General features: G+C 66.7%; 18 protein-coding genes, 1 rRNA gene and 2 pseudogenes. 15 read left to right on the top strand and 6 right to left on the bottom strand.

Features of this window, described 5'->3' with window-relative positions; genetic code table 11:
* Positions 1-283 precede the first annotated feature (283 nt).
* Positions 284-400: ribosomal RNA gene (gene rrf / locus AC1DR1_RS13615) — 5S ribosomal RNA — on the top strand.
* Between the two features lie 293 nt (positions 401-693).
* Here the strand turns inward: rrf and AC1DR1_RS13620 are convergent.
* Together AC1DR1_RS13620 and AC1DR1_RS13625 are read right to left on the bottom strand one after the other, a co-directional pair.
* A pseudogene (locus AC1DR1_RS13620) lies at positions 694-942 on the bottom strand (transposase); the annotation flags it as partial.
* A 150-nt stretch (positions 943-1,092) separates the two neighbouring features.
* A complete protein-coding gene (locus tag AC1DR1_RS13625) occupies positions 1,093-1,674 on the bottom strand; it encodes a dihydrofolate reductase family protein (protein ID WP_229992575.1) in 582 nt (193 codons plus the stop codon).
* A 243-nt stretch (positions 1,675-1,917) separates the two neighbouring features.
* Here AC1DR1_RS13625 and AC1DR1_RS13630 point away from each other — a divergent pair.
* From AC1DR1_RS13630 to AC1DR1_RS13695, 14 genes and pseudogenes are all read left to right on the top strand, one after another.
* Positions 1,918-2,052 (top strand): annotated as a pseudogene (locus AC1DR1_RS13630) (transposase); the annotation flags it as partial.
* A gap of 1,284 nt (positions 2,053-3,336) precedes the next feature.
* Entirely contained in the window at positions 3,337-4,476 is a 1,140-nt protein-coding gene (locus AC1DR1_RS13635) for a hypothetical protein (RefSeq protein WP_476992741.1), read from the top strand.
* Between the two features lie 4 nt (positions 4,477-4,480).
* Positions 4,481-5,470, top strand: a complete 990-nt coding sequence (locus tag AC1DR1_RS13640; protein ID WP_476992742.1) for an HAD-IIA family hydrolase — start codon at positions 4,481-4,483, stop codon at positions 5,468-5,470.
* A gap of 9 nt (positions 5,471-5,479) precedes the next feature.
* A complete protein-coding gene (locus AC1DR1_RS13645; protein ID WP_476992743.1) occupies positions 5,480-5,839 on the top strand; it encodes a hypothetical protein in 360 nt (119 codons plus the stop codon).
* Positions 5,836-6,648, top strand: coding sequence for a TlyA family RNA methyltransferase (locus AC1DR1_RS13650; protein ID WP_476992744.1), 813 nt, complete (start codon positions 5,836-5,838; stop codon positions 6,646-6,648). The genes AC1DR1_RS13645 and AC1DR1_RS13650 overlap by 4 nt, the downstream gene beginning before the upstream one ends.
* 22 nt (positions 6,649-6,670) lie before the next feature.
* Positions 6,671-7,696, top strand: a complete 1,026-nt coding sequence (locus tag AC1DR1_RS13655) for an NAD kinase (RefSeq protein ID WP_229992513.1) — start codon at positions 6,671-6,673, stop codon at positions 7,694-7,696.
* Positions 7,697-7,699: 3 nt separating this feature from the next.
* Entirely contained in the window at positions 7,700-9,436 is a 1,737-nt protein-coding gene (gene recN, locus AC1DR1_RS13660) for a DNA repair protein RecN (RefSeq protein ID WP_476992745.1), read from the top strand.
* A 100-nt stretch (positions 9,437-9,536) separates the two neighbouring features.
* Positions 9,537-11,318, top strand: coding sequence for a CTP synthase (locus AC1DR1_RS13665; RefSeq protein WP_476967213.1), 1,782 nt, complete (start codon positions 9,537-9,539; stop codon positions 11,316-11,318).
* A 27-nt stretch (positions 11,319-11,345) separates the two neighbouring features.
* Positions 11,346-12,011: an NUDIX domain-containing protein gene (locus AC1DR1_RS13670; protein WP_229992516.1), complete on the top strand. Its 666-nt coding sequence runs from the start codon at positions 11,346-11,348 to the stop codon at positions 12,009-12,011.
* Complete coding sequence (gene xerD, locus AC1DR1_RS13675; protein WP_476992746.1) at positions 12,008-13,057, top strand: site-specific tyrosine recombinase XerD; 1,050 nt, start codon at positions 12,008-12,010, stop codon at positions 13,055-13,057. Before AC1DR1_RS13670 ends, xerD begins: the two co-directional genes overlap by 4 nt.
* 66 nt (positions 13,058-13,123) lie before the next feature.
* Positions 13,124-13,612 (top strand): 8-oxo-dGTP diphosphatase, encoded by a 489-nt coding sequence (locus tag AC1DR1_RS13680; RefSeq protein WP_476992747.1) that lies wholly within the window; start codon positions 13,124-13,126, stop codon positions 13,610-13,612.
* 86 nt (positions 13,613-13,698) lie between these two features.
* Entirely contained in the window at positions 13,699-14,190 is a 492-nt protein-coding gene (locus tag AC1DR1_RS13685; RefSeq protein WP_229992518.1) for an RNA polymerase sigma factor, read from the top strand.
* Entirely contained in the window at positions 14,183-15,682 is a 1,500-nt protein-coding gene (locus tag AC1DR1_RS13690) for a hypothetical protein (protein ID WP_476992748.1), read from the top strand. Before AC1DR1_RS13685 ends, AC1DR1_RS13690 begins: the two co-directional genes overlap by 8 nt.
* Positions 15,683-15,821: 139 nt before the next feature.
* A complete protein-coding gene (locus AC1DR1_RS13695) occupies positions 15,822-16,166 on the top strand; it encodes a hypothetical protein (protein WP_229992520.1) in 345 nt (114 codons plus the stop codon).
* 123 nt (positions 16,167-16,289) lie between these two features.
* Here the strand turns inward: AC1DR1_RS13695 and AC1DR1_RS13700 are convergent, their stop codons facing one another.
* From AC1DR1_RS13700 to AC1DR1_RS13715, 4 genes are all read right to left on the bottom strand, one after another.
* Entirely contained in the window at positions 16,290-17,429 is a 1,140-nt protein-coding gene (locus AC1DR1_RS13700) for a bifunctional 2-methylcitrate synthase/citrate synthase (protein WP_229992521.1), read from the bottom strand.
* Between the two features lie 62 nt (positions 17,430-17,491).
* Positions 17,492-18,394, bottom strand: coding sequence for a methylisocitrate lyase (gene prpB / locus AC1DR1_RS13705; RefSeq protein WP_229992522.1), 903 nt, complete (start codon positions 18,392-18,394; stop codon positions 17,492-17,494).
* Positions 18,394-19,914: an MmgE/PrpD family protein gene (locus AC1DR1_RS13710; protein WP_229992523.1), complete on the bottom strand. Its 1,521-nt coding sequence runs from the start codon at positions 19,912-19,914 to the stop codon at positions 18,394-18,396. Before AC1DR1_RS13710 ends, prpB begins: the two co-directional genes overlap by 1 nt.
* Complete coding sequence (locus tag AC1DR1_RS13715; protein ID WP_091564429.1) at positions 19,907-20,566, bottom strand: GntR family transcriptional regulator; 660 nt, start codon at positions 20,564-20,566, stop codon at positions 19,907-19,909. The genes AC1DR1_RS13710 and AC1DR1_RS13715 overlap by 8 nt, the downstream gene beginning before the upstream one ends.
* Positions 20,567-20,609: the final 43 nt, after the last annotated feature.

The following is a 20,609-nucleotide window of genomic DNA, read 5'->3' on the forward strand; positions in this document are numbered from 1 at the left end:
GTGGAAGCGAGGACTAACGACTCGTGAAGCTGACCGGTACTAATAGGCCGATAACTTACACCACACACCCATCCCGTGAACGGATTCAAAAGACGTTCACACCCCGGGAAGGGTACAAAGAAACAAGACTGCTTGCGTCCACTATGTGGTTCCCAAACAACAAACCCGTCACCGACGGCACTGTTGCACAGGAACCGACAACAAAATAACAACACCACAGATGTTGTAACCACAGATTTCCCACCCCCACGCCACCAGGCGCCGGCGGGTGCGGACACAGGGTTACGGCGGTCATAGCGTGGGGGAAACGCCCGGTCCCATCCCGAACCCGGAAGCTAAGACCCACAGCGCCGATGGTACTGCACCCGGGAGGGTGTGGGAGAGTAGGTCACCGCCGGAACACCATTCACGGTCGAGGACCCCCAACCACAGGTCGGGGGTCCTCCCGCATTTAAGCTACCTTTCTACCCCGGCTGCTACCTAGTTGGACCTGCTCCCTCACGTCCCGCACCATCCCGGGGGAGCCTCGTTCACGTCTTCCTGCAGCTTCTCCTGCCGGACGCTCCCTCGCCTGCTGCCGCACGGGCCGGCAGGCACCCGGGACCCGGCGCCGCTGTCGAACACCCAAGACGTGCGGGAGGGGCTGGACAGGTCCCGCGATACGTGAGGGAGGGTCCTAGGTTTCCGGGCTCTTCACAATCCAGGATGTAGCAGCGGCCTGAAGCCGCCGGTCTCGAGTAGCGATCTGGCGATGTAGTTGGTGAGGTTGCGGAACCCGAGGGCGGAGCCGCGGAGGTGTTCGAGTCGTCCGTTGATCGCCTCGGTTGGGCCGTTGCTGGTGCCGGGTCGGTCGAAGTAGGCCAGCACGTCGACGGCGCGCTTCTTCAGCATTCGGCCCAGCGTGATCACCTCGCTCAGCGCAGCGGGAACGCCTGCGCTGACCGACCCGGGCTCTTCACAGTTGAGGGTGTAACCGCTGGCTGGATGTTGGCTGGCGCGTCGGTCCCGGGGCAGCGACGCGCAACCGCAGCCGGAGGCCCGATCTTGTGTCACCGTTCGCAGTGGACTTCTTCGCGTACCCGCTCAGATCGGTCAACGGCGCACCCGATAGCGCAGGTGAAGCACCCGGTTGCCCTGAATCACCACGTCGGGATCCTCCAACAGGTGCTGTGCGTGGACCGACCCGAAGTAGCGCTTGCCGGACCCGAACACGATGGGTACGACGTCCATGCGCACCTCGTCGACCAGGCCCGCGGCAAGCATCTGGCCACCGACGTCACCAGCGGCGACCTCGACGATGCGGTCACCCGCAAGCTCTTGCGCCTTGGCCATGGCTGCCTCGACGCCGTCGACGAAGTGAAACGGCGCCTCGGGGTCCCAGCCCTCGGGCTGCGGCCGGTGCGTCACGACGACCACGTGGTCGATCCCGCTCGGAGGCTTCCCGTCCCAGCCGTCCGTCATGTCGAAGACGTGGCGGCCGACGATTGTCGCCCCGATCTGGTCCCAGTACGGCCGGGTGTAGTCGTAGGACGTCTGAGACACCTTCACCTCGCCGCTCTCGTCCAACGGGACGTCACCGTTGGACAACCAGTCGAACAGCAGTCCGGGCTGGTCATTCTCGTCCGCGACGAAGCCGTCCACCGACACCGAGCTGTACATGACCACCTTGCCCACGGGGCTCTCCTCTGCTTTGGGGTGCCCCCACATTAGCGTGTCGTGAGCTGTCGCTCTAGTAGGAAATTAGTCGGCCGGCAGCGGCCAGCCGTCCAGCGCGTGGCCGGGATGTTCGCGCAGGAATCGCCGCCAGACTTCGACGTACCGGGTCGGCATGAGCCCGGTGAACGCCCGGAACTCGTGGCCGAAGTGGGCCTGGTCGAAGTAGCCTGCGCCACCGGCGAGGTCGCCCCAGTCGACCGGTCCGGCGGCACCGAAGCGATCAACGGCCTCATCGAACTCCACCGCCGCGTTGCCCGCGGCTTCCGCAACCGGAAGCACTACCGACTACGCATGCTGCTCATCGGCGGCGGACTGTCCCATCCCCACCTCAGGTAGGAAGAGCCATTTAGCTACCTTTCTACCCCCGGCTGCTACCTAGTTGGACATGTTCCCTCACGTCCCGCACCATCCCGGGGGAGCCTCGTTCAGCCTGGTTCCTGAACGGCCCCATGAGCCCCTGCTGCTGAGGCGTTGTGAGCCTCGCCACCGACGTGCCCTCTTGGGGGTTGCCGTTAGCCGGTGGCGGGTTGCTCGCCTAGAATTGGGGGAGATGTACGGACTTCGAAGCGCTTGATTTCGGGTTGCGTAGGAGACGAAACACGGAACAGRGCGGCTGCGATTGCGCCAGTGGTCAGCTCGCAACAGGAGGATTCCAGCATGGCTGAGCACAATGATGGCAACCGTGGCGGCAAGGCCCACGACAACTCTGGCGGACGCAGTTCCGGTGGAGCCCCTTTCCGCGGCACGAGCAACTCGGGCGGCGATCCTCGCGGGTTCCGTTCCAGGGAAGACCGTGACCGTAAGCCGTATGGTGAGCGTGCTCCGCGTGAGGGCGGGGATCAGCGTGGGTTCGGCGGTAGTGAACGTAAGCCGTATTCCGGCGGTGAGCGTAAGCCGTATGGTGATCGTGCTCCGCGTGAGGGTGGGGGACAGCGCAGCTTCGGTGGCGATAGCCGCCCGTCCTATGGCGACCGTAAGCCGTATGGTGAGCGGACTCCGCGTGAGGGCGGGGATCAGCGTGGGTTCGGCGGTAGCGAACGTAAGCCGTATTCCGGCGGTGAGCGTAAGCCGTATGGTGATCGTGCTCCGCGTGAGGGTGGGGGACAGCGCAGCTTTGGTGGCGATAGCCGTCCGTCCTATGGTGACCGTAAGCCGTATAGCGGCGGTGGCGATCGTGACCGCAAGCCGTATGGTGATCGTGCTCCGCGTGAAGGCGGTGGACAGCGCAGCTTCGGCGGCGATAGCCGCCCGACCTATGGCGACCGTAAGCCGTATAGCGGCGGTGGAGATCGTGACCGCAAGCCGTATGGTGATCGTGCTCCGCGTGAGGGTGGGGGACAGCGCAGCTTTGGTGGCGATAGCCGTCCGACCTATGGCGACCGTAAGCCGTATAGCGGCGGTGGCGATCGTGACCGCAAGCCGTATGGTGATCGTGCTCCGCGTGAAGGCGGGGGACAGCGCAGCTTCGGCGGCGGCGACCGTGACCGCAAGCCTTATGGCAGCGGCGACAACCGCAAGCCGTTCGGCAACCGCGAGAACCGTCCGGCACGGAGCTTCGACCGTGGCGACTCAGGCCCGCGTCAGTACGGGCGGGACCGTCCGGAAGACCGTCCGGTACGCGTGCCCAATGCCCGCGATCTCCGCAGCGCCAACCGTCCCGACCGGGAACGTTCACCCCAGATCGACGAGGACGTCACGGGCAAGGAACTTGACCGCGCCACCCAGCACCAGATCAAGACCCTCGAAGGCACCAGCGCCGAATGGGTGGCCCGCCACCTCGTCATGGCGGGACGGCTTCTGGACGAAGAACCTGAGCTTGCCTTCCAGCATGCCCTGGCAGCCAGCCGCCGCGGCGGACGCCTTGCGTCCGTCCGCGAAGCTGTCGGCCTGACCGCCTATGCGGCCGGCCACTATGGTGAAGCCCTCCGGGAATTCCGCACCTACCGACGGATCAGCGGCTCCAACATGCACCTGCCGGTCATGGCCGACTGCGAGCGGGGCCTTGGCCGCCCGGACCGCGCCCTGGACATGGCCCGGTCCGACGAAGCCAAGGATCTGGACGCCCCCGGCAAGGTGGAGCTGGCTATCGTGGCAGCCGGCGCCCGCACCGACCTCGGGCAGCTCGACGCCGCGGTTTCCGAGCTGGAAATTCCGCTGCTGGACATCAACCGCGCCTTTTCCTACAGCCCGCGACTGTTCCGCGCCTACGCTGACGCACTGACGGCTGCCGGCCGCGCTGCCGAGGCCGACAAGTGGCAGCGGCAGGCCGTCGTGGCCGAAAACGCACTGGGGCTCGGGGCTGACGAAGACCCTGACATCATCGATCTCGGCTGGGACGAGGAAGAAGAGGCCCGCGAGGAGAACCGGCAGCGCAGGCTCCGCGAGCAGGAGAATGCCGACATGCACGGCGGAACCGAAGAGCGCGCCCCGCGTGCCGCCGGGGCTGCTGTCGCGGCAGAAGCCACCGGCACCGCAGCCGGAGCGGCCGGCCTGAACGCGATCGACGGCAGCGCGAGCGACAACAGTTCCATCGACGACAATGCCATTGACGGCAGCACCGACGACGCCGAAGCCGACTACTTCGAGTCCGACGACGCCGAGTCCGACCAGGATTCGGTCGAAGCCGACGTGCTCGATGAAGCCGACACCGAAGCCGACACCGAAGCTGAAGATGACGCCGACGGGGAACGGAACGCTGAAGCGGATCAGGAACTCGTCGACGACTCAGAGCCTGCCCAGCGTGAACGTGTGGAGGACTAACCGCATGACGGATACTGCGCTGATCTCCACCTTTGATGCCCTGCTCGCCGACCTCGACGGCGTTGTCTATGCCGGCCCCCATGCCATCCCCGGGGCCGTGGAGTCGTTGCGCCGGCTCGCCGGTGTAGGCGTCGGCCTGGGCTACGTCACCAACAACGCATCCCGTTCTCCGGCGCAGGTTGCACAACACCTGCGCGATCTCGGCGCCCCCGCCGAGGACCACCAGGTGGTGAGTTCCTCGCAGGCGGCGGCAGCGCTGCTGGCCTCGCTGCTGCCGGCCGGGGCCCACGTGCTGATCACGGGCAGCGCCGCGCTGGCCCAGGAAATTGAGCTGGTCGGTCTGGTTCCCGTCCGCGGCGCGGAGGATGACCCCGTCGCCGTCGTGCAGGGCTTTAGCCCGGACATCGGATGGAAGGACCTCGCCGAGGCGTCGTACGTCGTCGCCGGCGGCGCCCTCTGGGTGGCGACCAACACTGATTGGTCCATACCTCAGGCGCGCGGAATCGCCCCCGGTAACGGGACGCTCGTGGCAGCCGTGGCCGCCGCGACCGGCAAGAGCCCGATCGTGGCGGGCAAACCCGAGGCGCCGCTGTTCCACACCGCCGCCAAGCGGCTGGCCGCGGACCGGCCGCTCGTCGTCGGTGACCGACTGGACACCGACATCCTCGGCGGCAACAACGCCGGCTTCGCCACGGTGGCTGTGCTGACAGGCGTGGACACCAGGGAATCGATCCTCGCCGCGAAGTCCATGGAACGCCCCGATTTCCTCATCAATGACCTGACCGGCCTGTACGCGCCATACCCGGCCGTGGAGCACGACGCCGGGCGGTTCCGCAGCGGCACGGCCTCGGCGATCGTACGGGGTCAGTCCGTCCACATCAGCGGGGACCCCGCCGACCTCGATTCATGGCGTGCCGCCTGCTCGGCCTGGTGGGCAGCGAACCCCGAGACCACCAACGCACTGGCTCCGGTCCTCGAGTGGCTCGATCACTAGGCTGGAGACATGACCGAGCCGAACCAGCAGCTAAACCAGGCCCCAATCCAGCCGCCAGCTGAGGCGGAGCCGCCTAGCCCAGCGGCCGACGTCGCGTGGCCGGACCTGCCTGCGCGGCAGCTCCCGGCGGAACCGTCCGGGGACGCGGCACCAGAACAGCAGGCACCAGAACAGCAGGCACACGTCCAGGACGCGGCCGTCAGCGCTGTGCTGGACCGGCTTGCGGCCGTGCGGCAAACGCCCGTTTCCGATCACGGGGAAGTCTATGCCGACATGCATGATGCTTTGCTGGAGGCCCTGAACGAAGACGTGGCTTCCCATGCCGGCGTGGCGCGCCGTATCCATGCCGCGGGGGACGGGGGATCGTGAGTCGGCTAGACCAGGCGCTCGTCAGCCGGGGGCTCGCCAGGTCCCGGACGCATGCCGCCCGGCTGATTTCCGAGGGCAAGGTGAGCTCCGGAGGCGAGGTCCTCGCCAAGGCGTCACTGCAGGTCCCGGACGAGGCCGCGCTGGATGTCATGGCCTCCGCCGAGGACGGCTACGTCAGCCGCGCCGGGCACAAGCTGGCCGGGGCGCTGGATGCCTTTCCCGCCGTCGACGTCGCGGGCAAACGGTGCCTCGATGCCGGTGCCTCGACCGGCGGGTTCACGGATGTGTTGCTTCGGCGCGGAGCCGCCCACGTGGTGGCCGTGGACGTAGGGCACGGCCAGCTGGTGCCGGAAATCCGGAATGACTCCCGCGTTGCCGTGCACGAAGGCCTCAACGTGCGGTACATGACGCCCGGGGAAATCGGCGGACTGGCTGCGTTGACGGTGGCGGATCTGTCCTTCATCTCGCTGACACTCGTGGTGGCGCCGCTGGCGGCCTGCACCGAGCCCGGCGGCGACCTCGTCCTCATGGTCAAACCACAATTCGAGATCGGCAAGGACCGGCTGGGCCGGACCGGCGTGGTCACCTCGGAACGGGAACGCCGGCTCGCCGTGGGCAAGGTGGCTGCCGCCGCCGTGGATGCGGGCCTGGTCTTGTCCGGCCTGGCCCAAAGCCCGCTGCCGGGCCAGGACGGCAATGTCGAATACTTCCTGTGGATAAAACGCGCGATGTCGGAAGTCCCGCCTAAGATCGAGGAGCGGGACGCAGCTGTTGCTGCGTTGCTCGGAACAATCTGGCCGAACCACTAGTACCACCAGAAGGCGGAACCCGATGAGCAGGCGTGTCCTCATCCTTGCCCACACAGGGCGCGAGGAGTCCCTCAAGGCTGCCTGGGAAGCGTGCGCCCTGTTGCATGAATCCGGGCTGGTCCCTGTGCTGCAGGAGAACGAGCTCGGGGACATGGTCCGCTTCTTCGGCCGGCTCGACCACCCCGTCGAGGTCCTTCACGACCATGTGAAGCTGCCCGAGGTAGAACTCGTCATGGTGCTGGGCGGGGACGGCACCATCCTCCGCGCTGCCGAGCTCGTCCGTGAAGTCGACGTGCCGCTGCTCGGGGTCAACCTCGGCCACGTGGGGTTCCTGGCCGAGAGCGAGCGGGCGGACCTCGCCCAGACCGTCGAGTGGATCGCCAGCCGTGACTACACGGTGGAGGAGCGCATGACGATCGACGTCCAGGTCTGGGTCCGCGGTCAGAAGATCTGGCACACGTGGGCCCTCAACGAGGCCGCGATCGAAAAGGGCAACCGGGAACGGATGCTGGAGGTGGTCACGGAAGTCGACGAACGCCCCCTGACCTCATTCGGGTGCGACGGCGTAGTCCTGGCCACGCCCACAGGCTCCACGGCCTACGCGTTTTCCGCCGGCGGTCCTGTGGTGTGGCCCGAGGTCGAGGCCCTGCTGATCGTGCCGATCAGTGCCCATGCCCTCTTCGCGAAGCCGCTCGTGGTCTCGCCCCGGTCCAGGCTTGCGGTCGAGATCCTGAACCGGACCGATGCCCAGGGAGTCCTCTGGTGCGACGGCCGCCGCTCGGTGGATCTGCCGCCCGGCGCGCGCGTCGAGGTGACCCGCTCCGCGACGCCCGTGCGGCTGGCCAGGACGCACCAGACCCCCTTCTCCGGCAGGCTGGTGCGCAAATTCGAGCTCCCGATCCAGGGCTGGCGCGGCCCCATGCCGCAGGCCGAGGTCATCCACACCGGACCCATCCCGATAATTCGCACGCCCCGTCCCATGCCGCCGCTGCCCTTGCCGGGCCACACGGATCCCGGTGACACCCCCGATCCCTCGACTGCGAAGTGAACCATGCTTGAAGAACTGCGTATCCGCGATCTCGGTGTCATCACCGACGCCATCCTGCCGCTGGGCCCGGGCCTCAGCGTGGTGACCGGTGAAACCGGTGCCGGCAAGACCATGGTGGTCACCGCCGTCGGCCTGCTTCTCGGTGCCAGGTCCGACGCCGGTGCCGTCCGCAGCGGTGCGAAGAGCGCTTCCGCGGAGGCGGTGTTGAAGCTCGACGCCGGCCACGCCGCCGTCGCGCGGTCCCGCGAGGCCGGCGCGGAGGTTGAGGAGTTCGACGGCGGCGTGGAACTGCTGCTTGCCCGCAGCGTCGGAGCCGACGGCCGCAGCCGTGCCTACCTGGGCGGACGCGCCGCGCCGGTCGGGGTGCTGGCCGAAATCGGCGAAACCCTCGTGGTGGTGCACGGGCAGTCGGACCAGATCCGGCTCAAGAGCCCGGTGGCGCAACGCTGCGGCCTGGACAAATTCGCTGGCGAGAGCCTCGCGGGCACGCTTGCCGCCTACCAGGACCTCTACACCCACTGGCACGCCAGCCAGGGCGAACTGGACGCCCTGCGCAGCGCCGCCCGTGAACGCCTCCGCGAGGCCGAGTCGCTGCAGGTTGCCCTGGCCGAGATCGACGCCGTGGACCCGCAGCCGGGGGAGGACGATGCCCTCAAGGCCGAGGCCGTGAAACTGGCCAACGTCGAGGAACTGCGGATCGCAGCCAGCACCGCCCACCAGGCGCTCATCGCGGAGGACTTCGGCGAAGAAGCCGACGCCACCACCCTGGTGGATGCCGCCAAGCGCACCCTGGAGCACGTTGCCGAACACGACGAGGAGCTGGGGTCCGCCGCGGCGCGCCTGGCCGAGGTCGGCTTCCTGCTCAACGACATCGCCGCGGAACTCGCCAGCTACCAGGCCGCCCTGGACACGGAGGGCCCGGAACGGCTCGCCGAGATCGAGGACCGCCGGGCCGCGCTGGCCAAGCTGGTGCGCAAGTACGCGCCAAGCATCGACGAGGTGCTGGTCTGGGCCGAGGCCGCCCGCGCCCGGCACGAGGAACTGCAGGACGACTCCACCCGGATCGAATCGCTGGACGCCGAGGTTGCCCGGGCCGAAGCCGAGCTTCGGAAGAAGGCCGCCGCGATCAGCAAAGCGCGCACGAAGGCCGCCAAGGATCTCTCCGCACGGGTCAGTGCAGAGCTGACCGCGCTGGCCATGGCAGACGCCACCCTGGTGATCAACGTGGAATCCGCGGGCCAGCTGGGACCGTTCGGGGCCGATGAGATCTCGTTCCTGCTGCAGCCTCACTCCGGGGCGCCGGCCCGGCCGCTGGGCAAGGGCGCCTCGGGCGGTGAACTCTCCCGAGTCATGCTCGCCATCGAAGTAGTGCTGGCCGCCGTCGATCCCGTCCCGACGTTCGTCTTCGACGAGGTCGACGCCGGCGTGGGTGGCCGTGCCGCCGTCGAGATAGGGCGCCGGCTGGCGATGCTGGCCCAGCACGTCCAGGTCCTCGTGGTGACCCACCTGCCGCAGGTGGCCGCGTTCGCGAACCAGCACATCAGGGTCACCAAGACCTCCGTGCGGGGCGCTGACGGCGCTACGGCCACGGGCTTCACCTCCAGCGACGTGCAGCTGCTGGACGAGGCCGAACGCGTCCGCGAGCTGGCCCGCATGCTGGCGGGCCAGGAGGACTCGGAATCAGCGCAGGCCCACGCCCAGGAGCTGCTGGACGACGCCAAACTCCTGCCGCAAATCTAGGCGGGCCGCCGGGGACCTCCGCAAGGATTCCCGCCGGGACCGCTGCTAGGACAACAATCACATTGGGATCCCGCCAAGGAGCCCGTGGAAGGCCGAATTGATGATAAGCTCAAACCCCGTGGTGCAGCGATCAAACTCTCGTGTAAATTCCCGGTTTCCGGGCTCGTCCAAGACGACCAAACACATCTTCGTCACCGGTGGTGTAGCGTCCTCGCTCGGTAAGGGACTGACGGCTTCGAGCCTCGGCCACCTCCTGCGGGCACGTGGTCTGTCTGTAACAATGCAAAAGCTCGATCCCTATCTGAACGTGGATCCGGGCACGATGAACCCCTTCCAGCACGGCGAAGTCTTCGTCACTGACGACGGCGCCGAAACGGACCTGGACATCGGCCACTATGAGCGCTTCCTCGATGAAAACCTCGAAGGATCGGCCAACGTCACAACCGGCCAGGTCTACTCGACCGTCATCGCCAAGGAACGCCGCGGCGAATACCTCGGCGACACCGTCCAGGTCATCCCGCACATCACCGATGAGATCAAGCGGCGCATGCGGCTTCCCGCCGAGGGCAAGAACGCCCCGGACGTCATCATCACCGAAATCGGCGGCACGGTGGGCGACATTGAGTCCCAGCCGTTCCTGGAATCCGCACGACAGGTCCGCCAGGACATCGGCCGCGGAAATGTCTTCTTCCTCCACGTGTCCCTCGTGCCGTACATCGGCCCGTCGCAGGAGCTGAAGACCAAGCCGACGCAGCACTCCGTTGCCGCGCTGCGCTCCATCGGCATCCAGCCGGAGGCAATCGTGATCCGTTCGGACCGCGAAGTCCCGCAGCCGATGCGCGACAAGATCGGCCGCATGTGCGACGTTGACATCGACGCCGTGATCGGCTGCCCGGACGCACCGAGCATCTACGACATCCCGAAGACCCTGCACTCCCAGGGCCTGGATTCGTACATCGTCCGCGCCCTGGACCTGCCGTTCAAGGATGTGGACTGGACCAGCTGGGACAAGCTGCTCGACGCCGTCCACAACCCGAAGCACGAAGTTGAGATCGCGCTCGTGGGCAAGTACATCGACCTGCCGGACGCCTACCTGTCCGTCACGGAGGCCCTGCGCGCCGGCGGCTTCGCCAACGACACCAAGGTCAAGATCCGCTGGGTCCCCTCGGACGAATGCGAAACCCGCGAGGGTGCCGTGCAGTCCCTGGCCGGCGTCGACGCCATCTGCGTTCCGGGCGGCTTCGGCATTCGCGGCCTCGAAGGCAAGCTCGGCGCCCTGAAGTACGCCCGCGAAACCAAGCTCCCGGTCCTGGGCCTGTGCCTAGGCCTGCAGTGCATGGTGATCGAGTACGCCCGCAACGTGGTCGGCCTCGAGGGAGCGTCTTCGTCCGAGTTCGAGCCGGATTCCAAGTACCCCGTCATCGCCACGATGGAAGAGCAGTTGGACATCGTCGACGGCAAGGGCGACCTCGGCGGCACCATGCGCCTGGGCCTGTACGAAGCCAAGCTTGACGAAGGCTCCGTCGTCGCCGAGACCTACGGCACCACAAAGGTCAGCGAACGGCACCGCCACCGCTACGAGGTCAACAACAAGTACCGCGATCAGATTGCCGCCAAGGGCCTGTCGTTCTCTGGAACGTCGCCCGATGGCAAGCTGGTCGAGTTCGTGGAACTTCCCCGCGACGTGCACCCGTACTACGTGGCCACGCAGGCGCACCCCGAGCTCAGCTCCCGGCCCACGCGCCCGCACCCCCTGTTCGCGGGCCTGATCGAAGCTGCCCTTGGGCATCAGCGGGCCGCCAACGGCGTGCCTGCGGCCAGTGCAAAGGCCGATGCCCCGGCTGCTGCGCCCAAGCCCTCGTCGGCAGCAGTGTCCAAGTAATTTCCAACTGAATCAAAGGACGGCGCGATGCCCGGTATGTCTGAGACCCCCAATGCTGCACGGCAGGTTTCGGATGAGCCGAGCCCGCGCCGTCTTTTGTCTTCCCGGAAGGTTTACGAAGGCAGGATCTGGGACGTTGTCAGCGACAGTTTCCAGCTCAACGACGACGGCGACACCCTGGTCCGGGACTACATCGACCATCCCGGCGCGGTGGCCATACTTCCCATGAACGACGCCGGCGACGTGCTGCTGCTCCGGCAGTACCGGCACCCCGTCGGCATGGACCTCTGGGAGATCCCCGCCGGGCTGCTGGACGTCGAAGGGGAGGACTTCGTCATCGGCGCCGCCCGCGAACTGGCCGAGGAAGCGGACCTCGTGGCGGAGCGCTGGAACGTGCTGGCGGACTTCTTCAACTCCCCGGGATCCTCCAGCGAAGCCATCCGCATCTACCTGGCCCGCGGGCTGAGCGAGGTGCCGGGACATGAGCGGCACGTCCGCACCGACGAGGAAGCCGAAATCGAACTGCACTGGACCCCGCTGGACGAGGCTGTGCAGGCGGTGCTTGACGGCCGCCTGCACAACCCGTCCGCCGTCGTCGGCGTGCTGGCCGCTGCCGCCGCCCGCGCCGACAACTTCGAGAGCCTCCGCCCGGCCGACGCGCCCTGGCCCGCCCATCCCAGCCAGCGCCAATGACCGATGCGCTGATTGCCGAGCCTCCGGCCCCCGCGCAACTTCAGGCCCCCGCGCCGGCGGAGGCAGCCGCTCCCGAACGCCCGCCCACCCGGCCGCTCACAGCGATCGACCGCGCCATAACTGACTATCTGCAGCACATGGGCGTGGAACGGGGGCTCGCGGCCAACACCCTCTCCGCCTACCGGCGGGACCTGGCCCGGTACGCCAGGCACCTCGCCAGCACAGGCCGGGAACGCCCCGCCGAGATCACCCGGCACGACGTCACCGGCTTCGTCCAGGCCCTCTCCGACGGGTCCGACGGCGGCTCTGCCCTGGGCATCCGCTCGGCAGCCCGGACGGTGGTGGCCGTCCGCGGACTCCACAAGTTCTGGGCCCTCGAAGGCGTCACTCCCGCCGATCCGGCCAGTGACGTCCACCCGCCCATGCCCGGTAAGCGGCTGCCCAAGGCCATCAGCGTCGACGAGGTCACCCGGATCCTCGAGGCGGCCGGCACGGATACGGCCACCGGCCTGCGCGACCGCGCGCTGCTCGAGTTCCTCTATTCCACCGGTGCCCGCATCAGCGAAGCCGTGGGCCTGGATGTGGACGACATCTCCCTGCACACGCCCGAACAGGCCGGCGAAAGCGACGGCCCGGCGATAGTCAGGCTGTTCGGCAAGGGCTCAAAGGAACGCCTCGTGCCGCTCGGATCCTACGGAGCTCGCGCCCTCGACGCCTACCTTGTCCGCGGCCGGCCCCTGCTGGCCGCCAAGGGCAAGGGCACCCCTGCATTGTTCCTCAACGCCCGCGGCGGCAGGATCAGCCGGCAAAGCGCCTGGACCATTTTGAAGGCGGCGGCGGACAAGGCCAACATCACTAAAGACGTTTCGCCGCACACCCTTCGGCACTCCTTCGCCACCCACCTGCTTGAGGGTGGCGCCGATGTCCGGGTGGTCCAGGAACTGCTGGGGCACGCCTCGGTGACCACCACGCAGGTCTACACCCAGGTGACGGCCGATACGCTGCGGGAGATCTACGCCGCAGCGCATCCGCGCGCCCTGGGTTAAATCCGCGCCGCGGCACGCCTGCGGCCGGGCACCGACGGCCCCGGGGGCTGGCGCTAGGGTGGATTCATGAAATCGACAGCTGTCACTCTGTGCTTCCTGCTACGCGACGGAGCTGCCGGCACGCAGGTCCTCCTCGGTACGAAGAAGACCGGGTTCGGTGTCGGAAAGATCGTGGGGCTCGGCGGGCACGTGGAACCGGGGGAGTCCGACGCCGAGGCTGCCTGCCGCGAAGTCTTTGAGGAAGCCGGAATCGTGGTCATAGAGGACGACCTCCGCGTTGCCGGGCTGATCGAATTCGTCTTTCCCGCACGGCCGGAATGGAACATGTCCACCAGCCTTTTCACCACGCGCCGCTGGAGTGGCGAACCCGTCGAAAGCCAGGAAATGATCCCGGAATGGTTCCAGGTCGCGTCCCTGCCGTTGGCGCGCATGTGGCAGGATGCCGAGCACTGGCTGCCGCTGGCATTGGGGGAAGGCACTGTGGAAGCCGTCATCACCCTGAACGACGACAACGAGACCGTGGCCTCCGCGGAATATTCTTTGCGGGGCGTGTAACCCCGGGCCGGCGGCCGGAAACAATACAGTTATCCAGCAGTTTCGGACACAACATACTTGGGGGATGCGTGCTTTCGGAGCGCGAATTGGCATTTATCGCCATTCACAAAGACAGTTACCCACTGGTCTACAAATTTGTGCGGCGGCGGGTTGAATCAGCCGAGCTGGCGGAGGAACTCGCCGCCGATGTTTTCCGGGTGGTGTGGCAGAAATGGGATGACGCACCGCGGACGGATACAGCGTGGCTTCTGACGGTGGCCCGCAACCTGATCGGGAACGCGTACCGTAGCCGGGACCGGCAGCAGGCGCTGCAGGACAAGCTGCGCTCCGCGGCCGTTGTCCGGTTCGGTGACGGCTCGGACAACGTGGCGGTCCAGGACGCCCTGGCCGGTTTGCGGGAGAAGGACCGGGACATTCTCCAGCTCGCCTACTGGGATGAATTGAGTATCGCTGACATCGCGGGCGTGCTGCACTGCAGCGAGTCCGCCGCCAAGGTCCGGCTGCACCGGGCCCGGGCCGCTTTTCGCAAGCAAATGCCGGTCAGTGCTGACACGATGACACAGAAGATGGGTGCCTGAGATGGATCCGATCAAGAACATGATTTCCGCGACGGACCCCGTGCACAACGATCCGTCCGTGCCCGACGGCGAGGCAGCACTGCGCCGGATGCTCGCCGAATCCGGCGCGTTTAGCGATCGCCTGCCGCGCAATGTCGTCTCCCTGGCGGACCGGAAGCACCGGCGGGCCAGGCTGGGCGGTGTGCTGACCCTGGCAGCGGCGGCCGTCACCGCCGGCGTCCTGGTCGCCACCAACCTGGGTTCCCTCACCACGGCCCCGGAGCCGGCCAGCACCGTTGCTCCCACGGCCGTTGCCTCCCCGACGGCTTCAGCGACCGCCTCGGCGAGCGTGACGCCGTCGCCGACACCAACGGCAACATCCGCTCCGGCTGTCTGGACTACCTTCACTGACACGACTGGCCAGGCCACGTTTGAACTCCCCGCGAGCTGGACCGTGTCCCAGGCGCCGCAATCGATCGACGGGGGCGCCTACAACACCGTCGTGGTGAAGAATTCCACCGGCAAGACGATGTCAACCCTCAGCCTGGTCTACGACGGAACGGGAGGACCCGTCTGCGCGGATCCCAAGCCGTTCTCCACCCTTGACTCAGTCATTGTCGACATTCCGCAAAAGGCGCAGAAACTCAAGGAAATGCCCCGGGGCCCGTCCGGGTTTGTCTTTCGGATCGTCCAGGGAGACAAAATCTATGGTTCCATGGCCCTCAATGACGCAGAGCTGGCTCCGGGTACCACGACGTGCGGGCTGTACAACAGCATCTTGGGCCCGGACAACATGCCCTTCGCACACTTCGGCGATACCATGTGGCTCAAGCCCGACGGCGAGGAGGCCGCACTGGCCTTCGACAGCGTTGCGGAGGCCACGGCTTACATGCAGACGCAGGATTACCAGGACACTAAGCGCATGCTGATTTCCTTGGCACTGCATCCGGTCAATGTGGCTGCCGCCGGACGCTTCGTCAGTAAGGACGGGAGCGTTAGTTTCGAACTCCCCGCGGGCTGGACCGCGAAAGACGAGCCAGCAGGCACTCCAGATTTTCCGGCAACCGGCGTGGGTGTGTTCGATGAGTCCAGCAAGCGCGTGGCGAGACTCTACTACGGCTTGGGCGGTGGGCTGGGAGGCGGCTGCGGTCCGGAAAAATACACGGCCACTGAGCTCGACTCCGCACCGTCGTCGCTCAGCTCCGATTGGGCGGTCGCGGCGCAGGTCCGGTTTTCCTACCGCGTACTCGACCAGACATCGGTAGGGAAGGGCTTCAGTTACCAGGTTGGCCTGGTGGACAAGTCCAGCGGCCAGCTCATGAACAGCTGCCTCATGTATTCGGTGGTCAGCGGCGCACCGAGGGGTTCGCTGACCTTCGCCGACAGGGACTCGAAGAGTCTTGACGAACCGGTGTTCCAGAGCATGGCCGAGGCCAAGGCCTACATGGGGACACCCGAGTACACAAAACTAAAGAGCATGATTCGCAGCCTGAAATTGCCGGCACAAGGATAGCGAAATGCGGTGGGCCGGTCACCCGTAGGGGTGACCGGCACCCGTCAGACCGATCAGCCTGGACGAACCGTTTGACGGGCTCGGCGGCTGCCGCCAGAACCCGGTTCCCTACAGTGTCCTGGACTCGGTGGAGCTGGCGTTGCCGTACAACACTGCCGCGGCTGACACCATCACGCCCCGCTTTGCCTTCCGCGCCCTCCAGGAACCGGGCCGCGTCACCGCTTCGTACGGCATCGCGGGCAGAGTAGCGGGCAAGGACGGAAAGTCCTGCATGTTCTACAACGTGGTCAGTGGTCCGGCAGAGTCGCCTTTCTATTACTTTGCCGACGCCGTCCAGGTCAACAGCGGTGGTTCCGAGCAGACCGGAAACCGTAAGGGCGCCAAGACGTTCCCCTCGCTGGAAGCGGCAAGGGCCTACATGCAGACCCCGGAGTACGTGAACGCGAAGCGCATGATCACGTCGCTGAAAATCAAGGCCAGCTAGGCACAACGCCGCAGGCAGGAGAAAGCGGGCAGAAAAAAACGCGGGCAGACAACGCGGACCGGCCACCTTTGGGGGGTGACCGGTCCGYGTTKTCTGCCCGCGTTTTTTCTGCAGGAGTCCCTGCTACGCCAGGTGTCGCTCCTCGACGCCGTTGTACTCGCTCAACGGACGGATCAGGGAGTTCGCATCCAGCTGCTCCATGATGTGCGCCGTCCAGCCGGTGATGCGGCTGGCGACGAACAGGGGAGTGAAGGTGGCGGTGTCGAAGCCCATGAGGTGGTACGTGGGGCCGGTCGGATAGTCGAGGTTCGGCTTGATCCCCTTCGCCTCGTCCATCGCGGTCTCGAGCCCGTTGTAGAGGCCCAGCAGCTCGGGCCGGCCATAATGGGCGATCATCTTGTCCAGCGCGGACTTCATGGTGGGCACGCGGGAGTCGCCGTGCTTGTAGACGCGGTGGCCGAAGCCCATGACCTTCTTCTTGTGGGCCAGGGCGTTTTCCATCCAGGCTTTGGCCCGGACGTGAGCGTCCTCCAGTGATTCCTCGGGCCTGATGCCGATCTCGTCAAAGGTGTGCATGACGGCCTCGTTGGCGCCGCCGTGCAGCGCGCCCTTGAGGGCGCCGATGGCCCCGGTCACGGCCGAGTGCAGGTCCGAGAGCGTGGAGGTGATCACGCGGGCAGTGAAGGTGGAGGCATTGAAGGAGTGCTCGGCGTACAAAATCATTGAGACGTTGAAAGCGTCGACTACCTCGGGGACGGCCTCCTCGCCGAAGGTCATCCAGAGGAAGTTGGCGTCGTAGCCCAGATCCTCGCGGGGCTCCACGAGGTCCTGGCCGTGACGGCGGCGCTGGTCGTAGGCCACGACGGCGGGCATCGCGGCGAACAGGTCAACGGCCTTGGCCAGGTTGGCCTCGCGCGAGGAATCCTCCGCCAGGGGGTGCCGGGCGCCGATGACCGACGTGGCGGTCCGGCATACATCCATGGGGTGCGCGGTGGTGGGCAGCGCGTCGATCACCTGTTTGACAACCGGATCCAGGGCGCGGCCGGCACGTTCCCTGGCAGTGAACTCCGCCAACTGGTCCGTGGTGGGCAGCTCGCCGTTCCACAAAAGGTAGGCGACCTCCTCGAAGCTGCACTTGGCGGCCAGCTCCTGCACGGGGTAGCCGCGGTACAGCAGCGAGTTGGTGTCCGGGTTGACCTTGGAGACCGCGGTGTAGTCAACCACGACGCCGGCGAGGCCCTTTTTGATGTCCTGTTCAGCCATGCTGAAACTCCTTTGTTCCTAACGCTTGTATACCGGCATATGCCGGAGGTTCTATGCGGGGCTTACTTACCGGGGATCTGGAAATTGAAAACTCCGGTATCGAAACGGTTATAAGCCTCGTAATCAACGAGATCGTACAAACGCGCACGGGTCAGCATGCTTCCAACCTGTGCCTCCTGGGTTCCGTCGGCCTTAATCGATTCCAGAGTACGCTCCGCAGCGCCCATGGCACTACGGAGCAGCGTGACCGGATAAATCACCATATTGACCCCGACGCCGGCCAGCTCCTCCACGGTGAACAGGGCACTCTGCCCGAATTCGGTCATGTTGGCAAGGATCGGGACGTCGACGGCGTCGCGGATGGCCTGGAACTCGCTCAGGTCCTTCATCGCCTCGGGGAAAATCGCGTCCGCACCGGCCTCGACCAGGGCCCGGGCGCGCTCCTGCGTGGCCTGCAGGCCGTCTGTGGCGCGGATGTCGGTCCGGGCCATGATCAGGAAGTTCGGGTCACGCCGGGCGTCGGCCGCAGCCCGGATCCGCTTGGTGGCGGTGTCCAGGTCCACAACGTTCTTGCCGTCGAGGTGGCCGCAGCGCTTGGGGTTGAACTGGTCCTCGATGTGGCAGCCGGCCAGGCCGGCGTTCTCGAGCTCCTGGACCGAGCGGGCCACGTTCATGGGCTCGCCAAAACCGGTGTCAGCGTCGACGATTGCCGGCAGGTCCGTCATCCGGGCGATCTGCCCGGCGCGGGTGGCGACCTCGGTGAGGGTGGTCAGCCCGATGTCCGGCAGGCCGAGGTCGTTGGCGAGGACGGCACCGGAAATGTACACCCCGGCGAAGCCCTTCTCCTCGATCAGCCGCGCCGAGAGCGGGTTGAACGCGCCGGGGAACTGGGCGATGGTGCCGGAGGCGAGGAGTTCGCGGAACCGGATCCGCTTCTGCTCCGGCGTGACCTTCGAATACAACATTAGAAGAGTCCCTTCGGGGCGGCGGCGAGGTCGATCACGCCGTCGGCCGCCCGGATGTTCAGCTGGTCCAGCTCGCCGGCGGCGAGCTCGGGGAGCCGGGCAGCAGCGGCGAGGAAGCGCTCGATCTCCTCGTCGGCCACAAGGCCGGCGGCGAGGGTGCGGAACTTGTTGACGTACTGCTCCCGTGCGAACGGGCGGGCGCCCAGCGGGTGGGCATCGGCGACCGCGATGTCATCGGTGATGACGGTACCGTCCTTGAGCGTGATCTCCACGGTGCCGCCGAAGGCCTTCTCGGCGATGTCCAGGGAGTGGTAGCGCCGGGTCCATTCCGGGTCCTCGACCGTAGTGACCTTGTGCCAGAGTTCCACGGTGTCGGGGCGGGCGGCGCGTTCCGGGGCGTAGGAGTCCACGTGGTGCCAGGTGCCGTCCTGCAGGGCGACGGTGAAGATGTACGGGATCGAGTGGTCCAGCGTCTCGCGGCTGGCCGTGGGATCGTACTTCTGCGGGTCGTTGGCGCCGGAGCCGATCACGTAGTGGGTGTGGTGGCTGGTCTTGATCAGCACGGATTCGACGTTGGCAGGGTCCGTGACTTCGGGGTGTTCGCCGTTGAGCTTGCGGGCGAGGTCGATCCACGCCTGGGCCTGGTATTCGGCGGAGTGTTCCTTGGTGTAGGTGTCCATAATGGCCCGCTTGGCCTCGCCAGCTTCGGGCAGCGGCACGGTGTAGGAAGCGTCCGGGCCGTCCAGCATCCAGGCGATCACGCCGTCTTCGCCTTCGTAGATCGGCACCGGGGAGGTCTGGCCGCGCATCGCGCGGTCAGCGGATTCGACGGCCATCTTGCCGGCGAACGCGGGGGCGTGGGCTTTCCAGGTGGAGATTTCGCCCTTGCGGGACTGCCGCGTGGCGGTGGTTGTGTGCAGGCCCTGGCCGACGGACTGGAAGATGGTCTCGACGTCGAGTCCCAGCAGGGTGCCGATGCCGGCCGCGGCGGAGGGGCCGAGGTGCGCCACGTGGTCGATCTTGTGCTTGTGCAGGCAGATGGCCTTGACCAGGTTGACCTGGATCTCGTAGCCGGTGGCGATGCCGCGGATCAGGTCCTGGCCGCTGGAACCGACGTGCTGCGCGACGGCCAGGATCGGGGGGATGTTGTCGCCCGGGTGCGAGTAGTCCGCGGCCAGGAAAGTGTCGTGGTAGTCGAGTTCGCGGACCGCGACGCCGTTGGCCCAGGCAGCCCATTCGGGGGAGACGCGTTCCTCGATGCCGAAGACCTTCGAGCCCTTGCCGCCGGTGCTGGGGCCGTGAGTGAGGGCCTGGGCCCGGGCAGCGACGATCGGGGCACGGTTCAGCGACGCGATCGCCACCGAGGCGTTGTCGATGATCCGGTTGATCACCATGTCGGTGACCTCATCGGTGACATCCACGGGATCCGCGGCGACCTTGGCGATCTTGTAGGCGAGCTGGTCCTCGCGGCCCAGGTTTTCCTCGCTCTTGTAAACGCGGACGTGGTGTTCCTTAACCATGGTGCTCCTTTTGCTGAGGTGTATGAGTGGCTTTGACGTGTGAGAGGCTGCGGTGCAGGTGAAGCGTAGTGGCGGCCTCGGCCAGCCGCGGGTTGCCTGCGGCGATCGCCTCGGCGATGGCGGCGTGCTCTGCGGCGGCGGCGGTGAGCCGTGCGGCGTCGTCGGCGGCCAGGCGCCGGACGCGCACGAGGTGGACGCGCAGGCTGCGCATGGCCTGGACGAGGTAGGCGTTGGAGATTGCGGCGTCAATGGCCGCGTCGAGCCGCCCGACCAGCCCGTAGTAGTCGTGCAGAGCCGGATCCTGACCGCCGATCAGTTCCGGTGCCTGGAGCAGTTCGCGCCGGAGCTGTTCGAAGGTTGCGGGGTCTCCGCGCTCGGCGGCCAGGGCTGCTGCCCTGCCTTCGAGGGTTTCGCGCAGTTCGAACAGTTCGTCGATGTCGTCCAGGGAAATGTCGGTCACGACGACGCCGCGGCCGCCCGCCGTCGTCGTCAGGCCCTCGGCCGTGAGCCGGCTCAGGGCCTCCCGCAGCGGGGTGCGGGAGATGCCGAGGCGCTCCGACTGCTCCACTTCCGCGAGCACGGTTCCGGGCAGGAGGCGCCATTCGATGATGTCGTCGCGCAGGGCCGCGTAGGCCTTGTCGCTGGCGCGCATCCTGCCTCCTTCGGTGGTGGCTCCGTAACGGTGGAACATAAAC

The organism is Arthrobacter sp. P4_F10, from assembly GCF_056401435.1.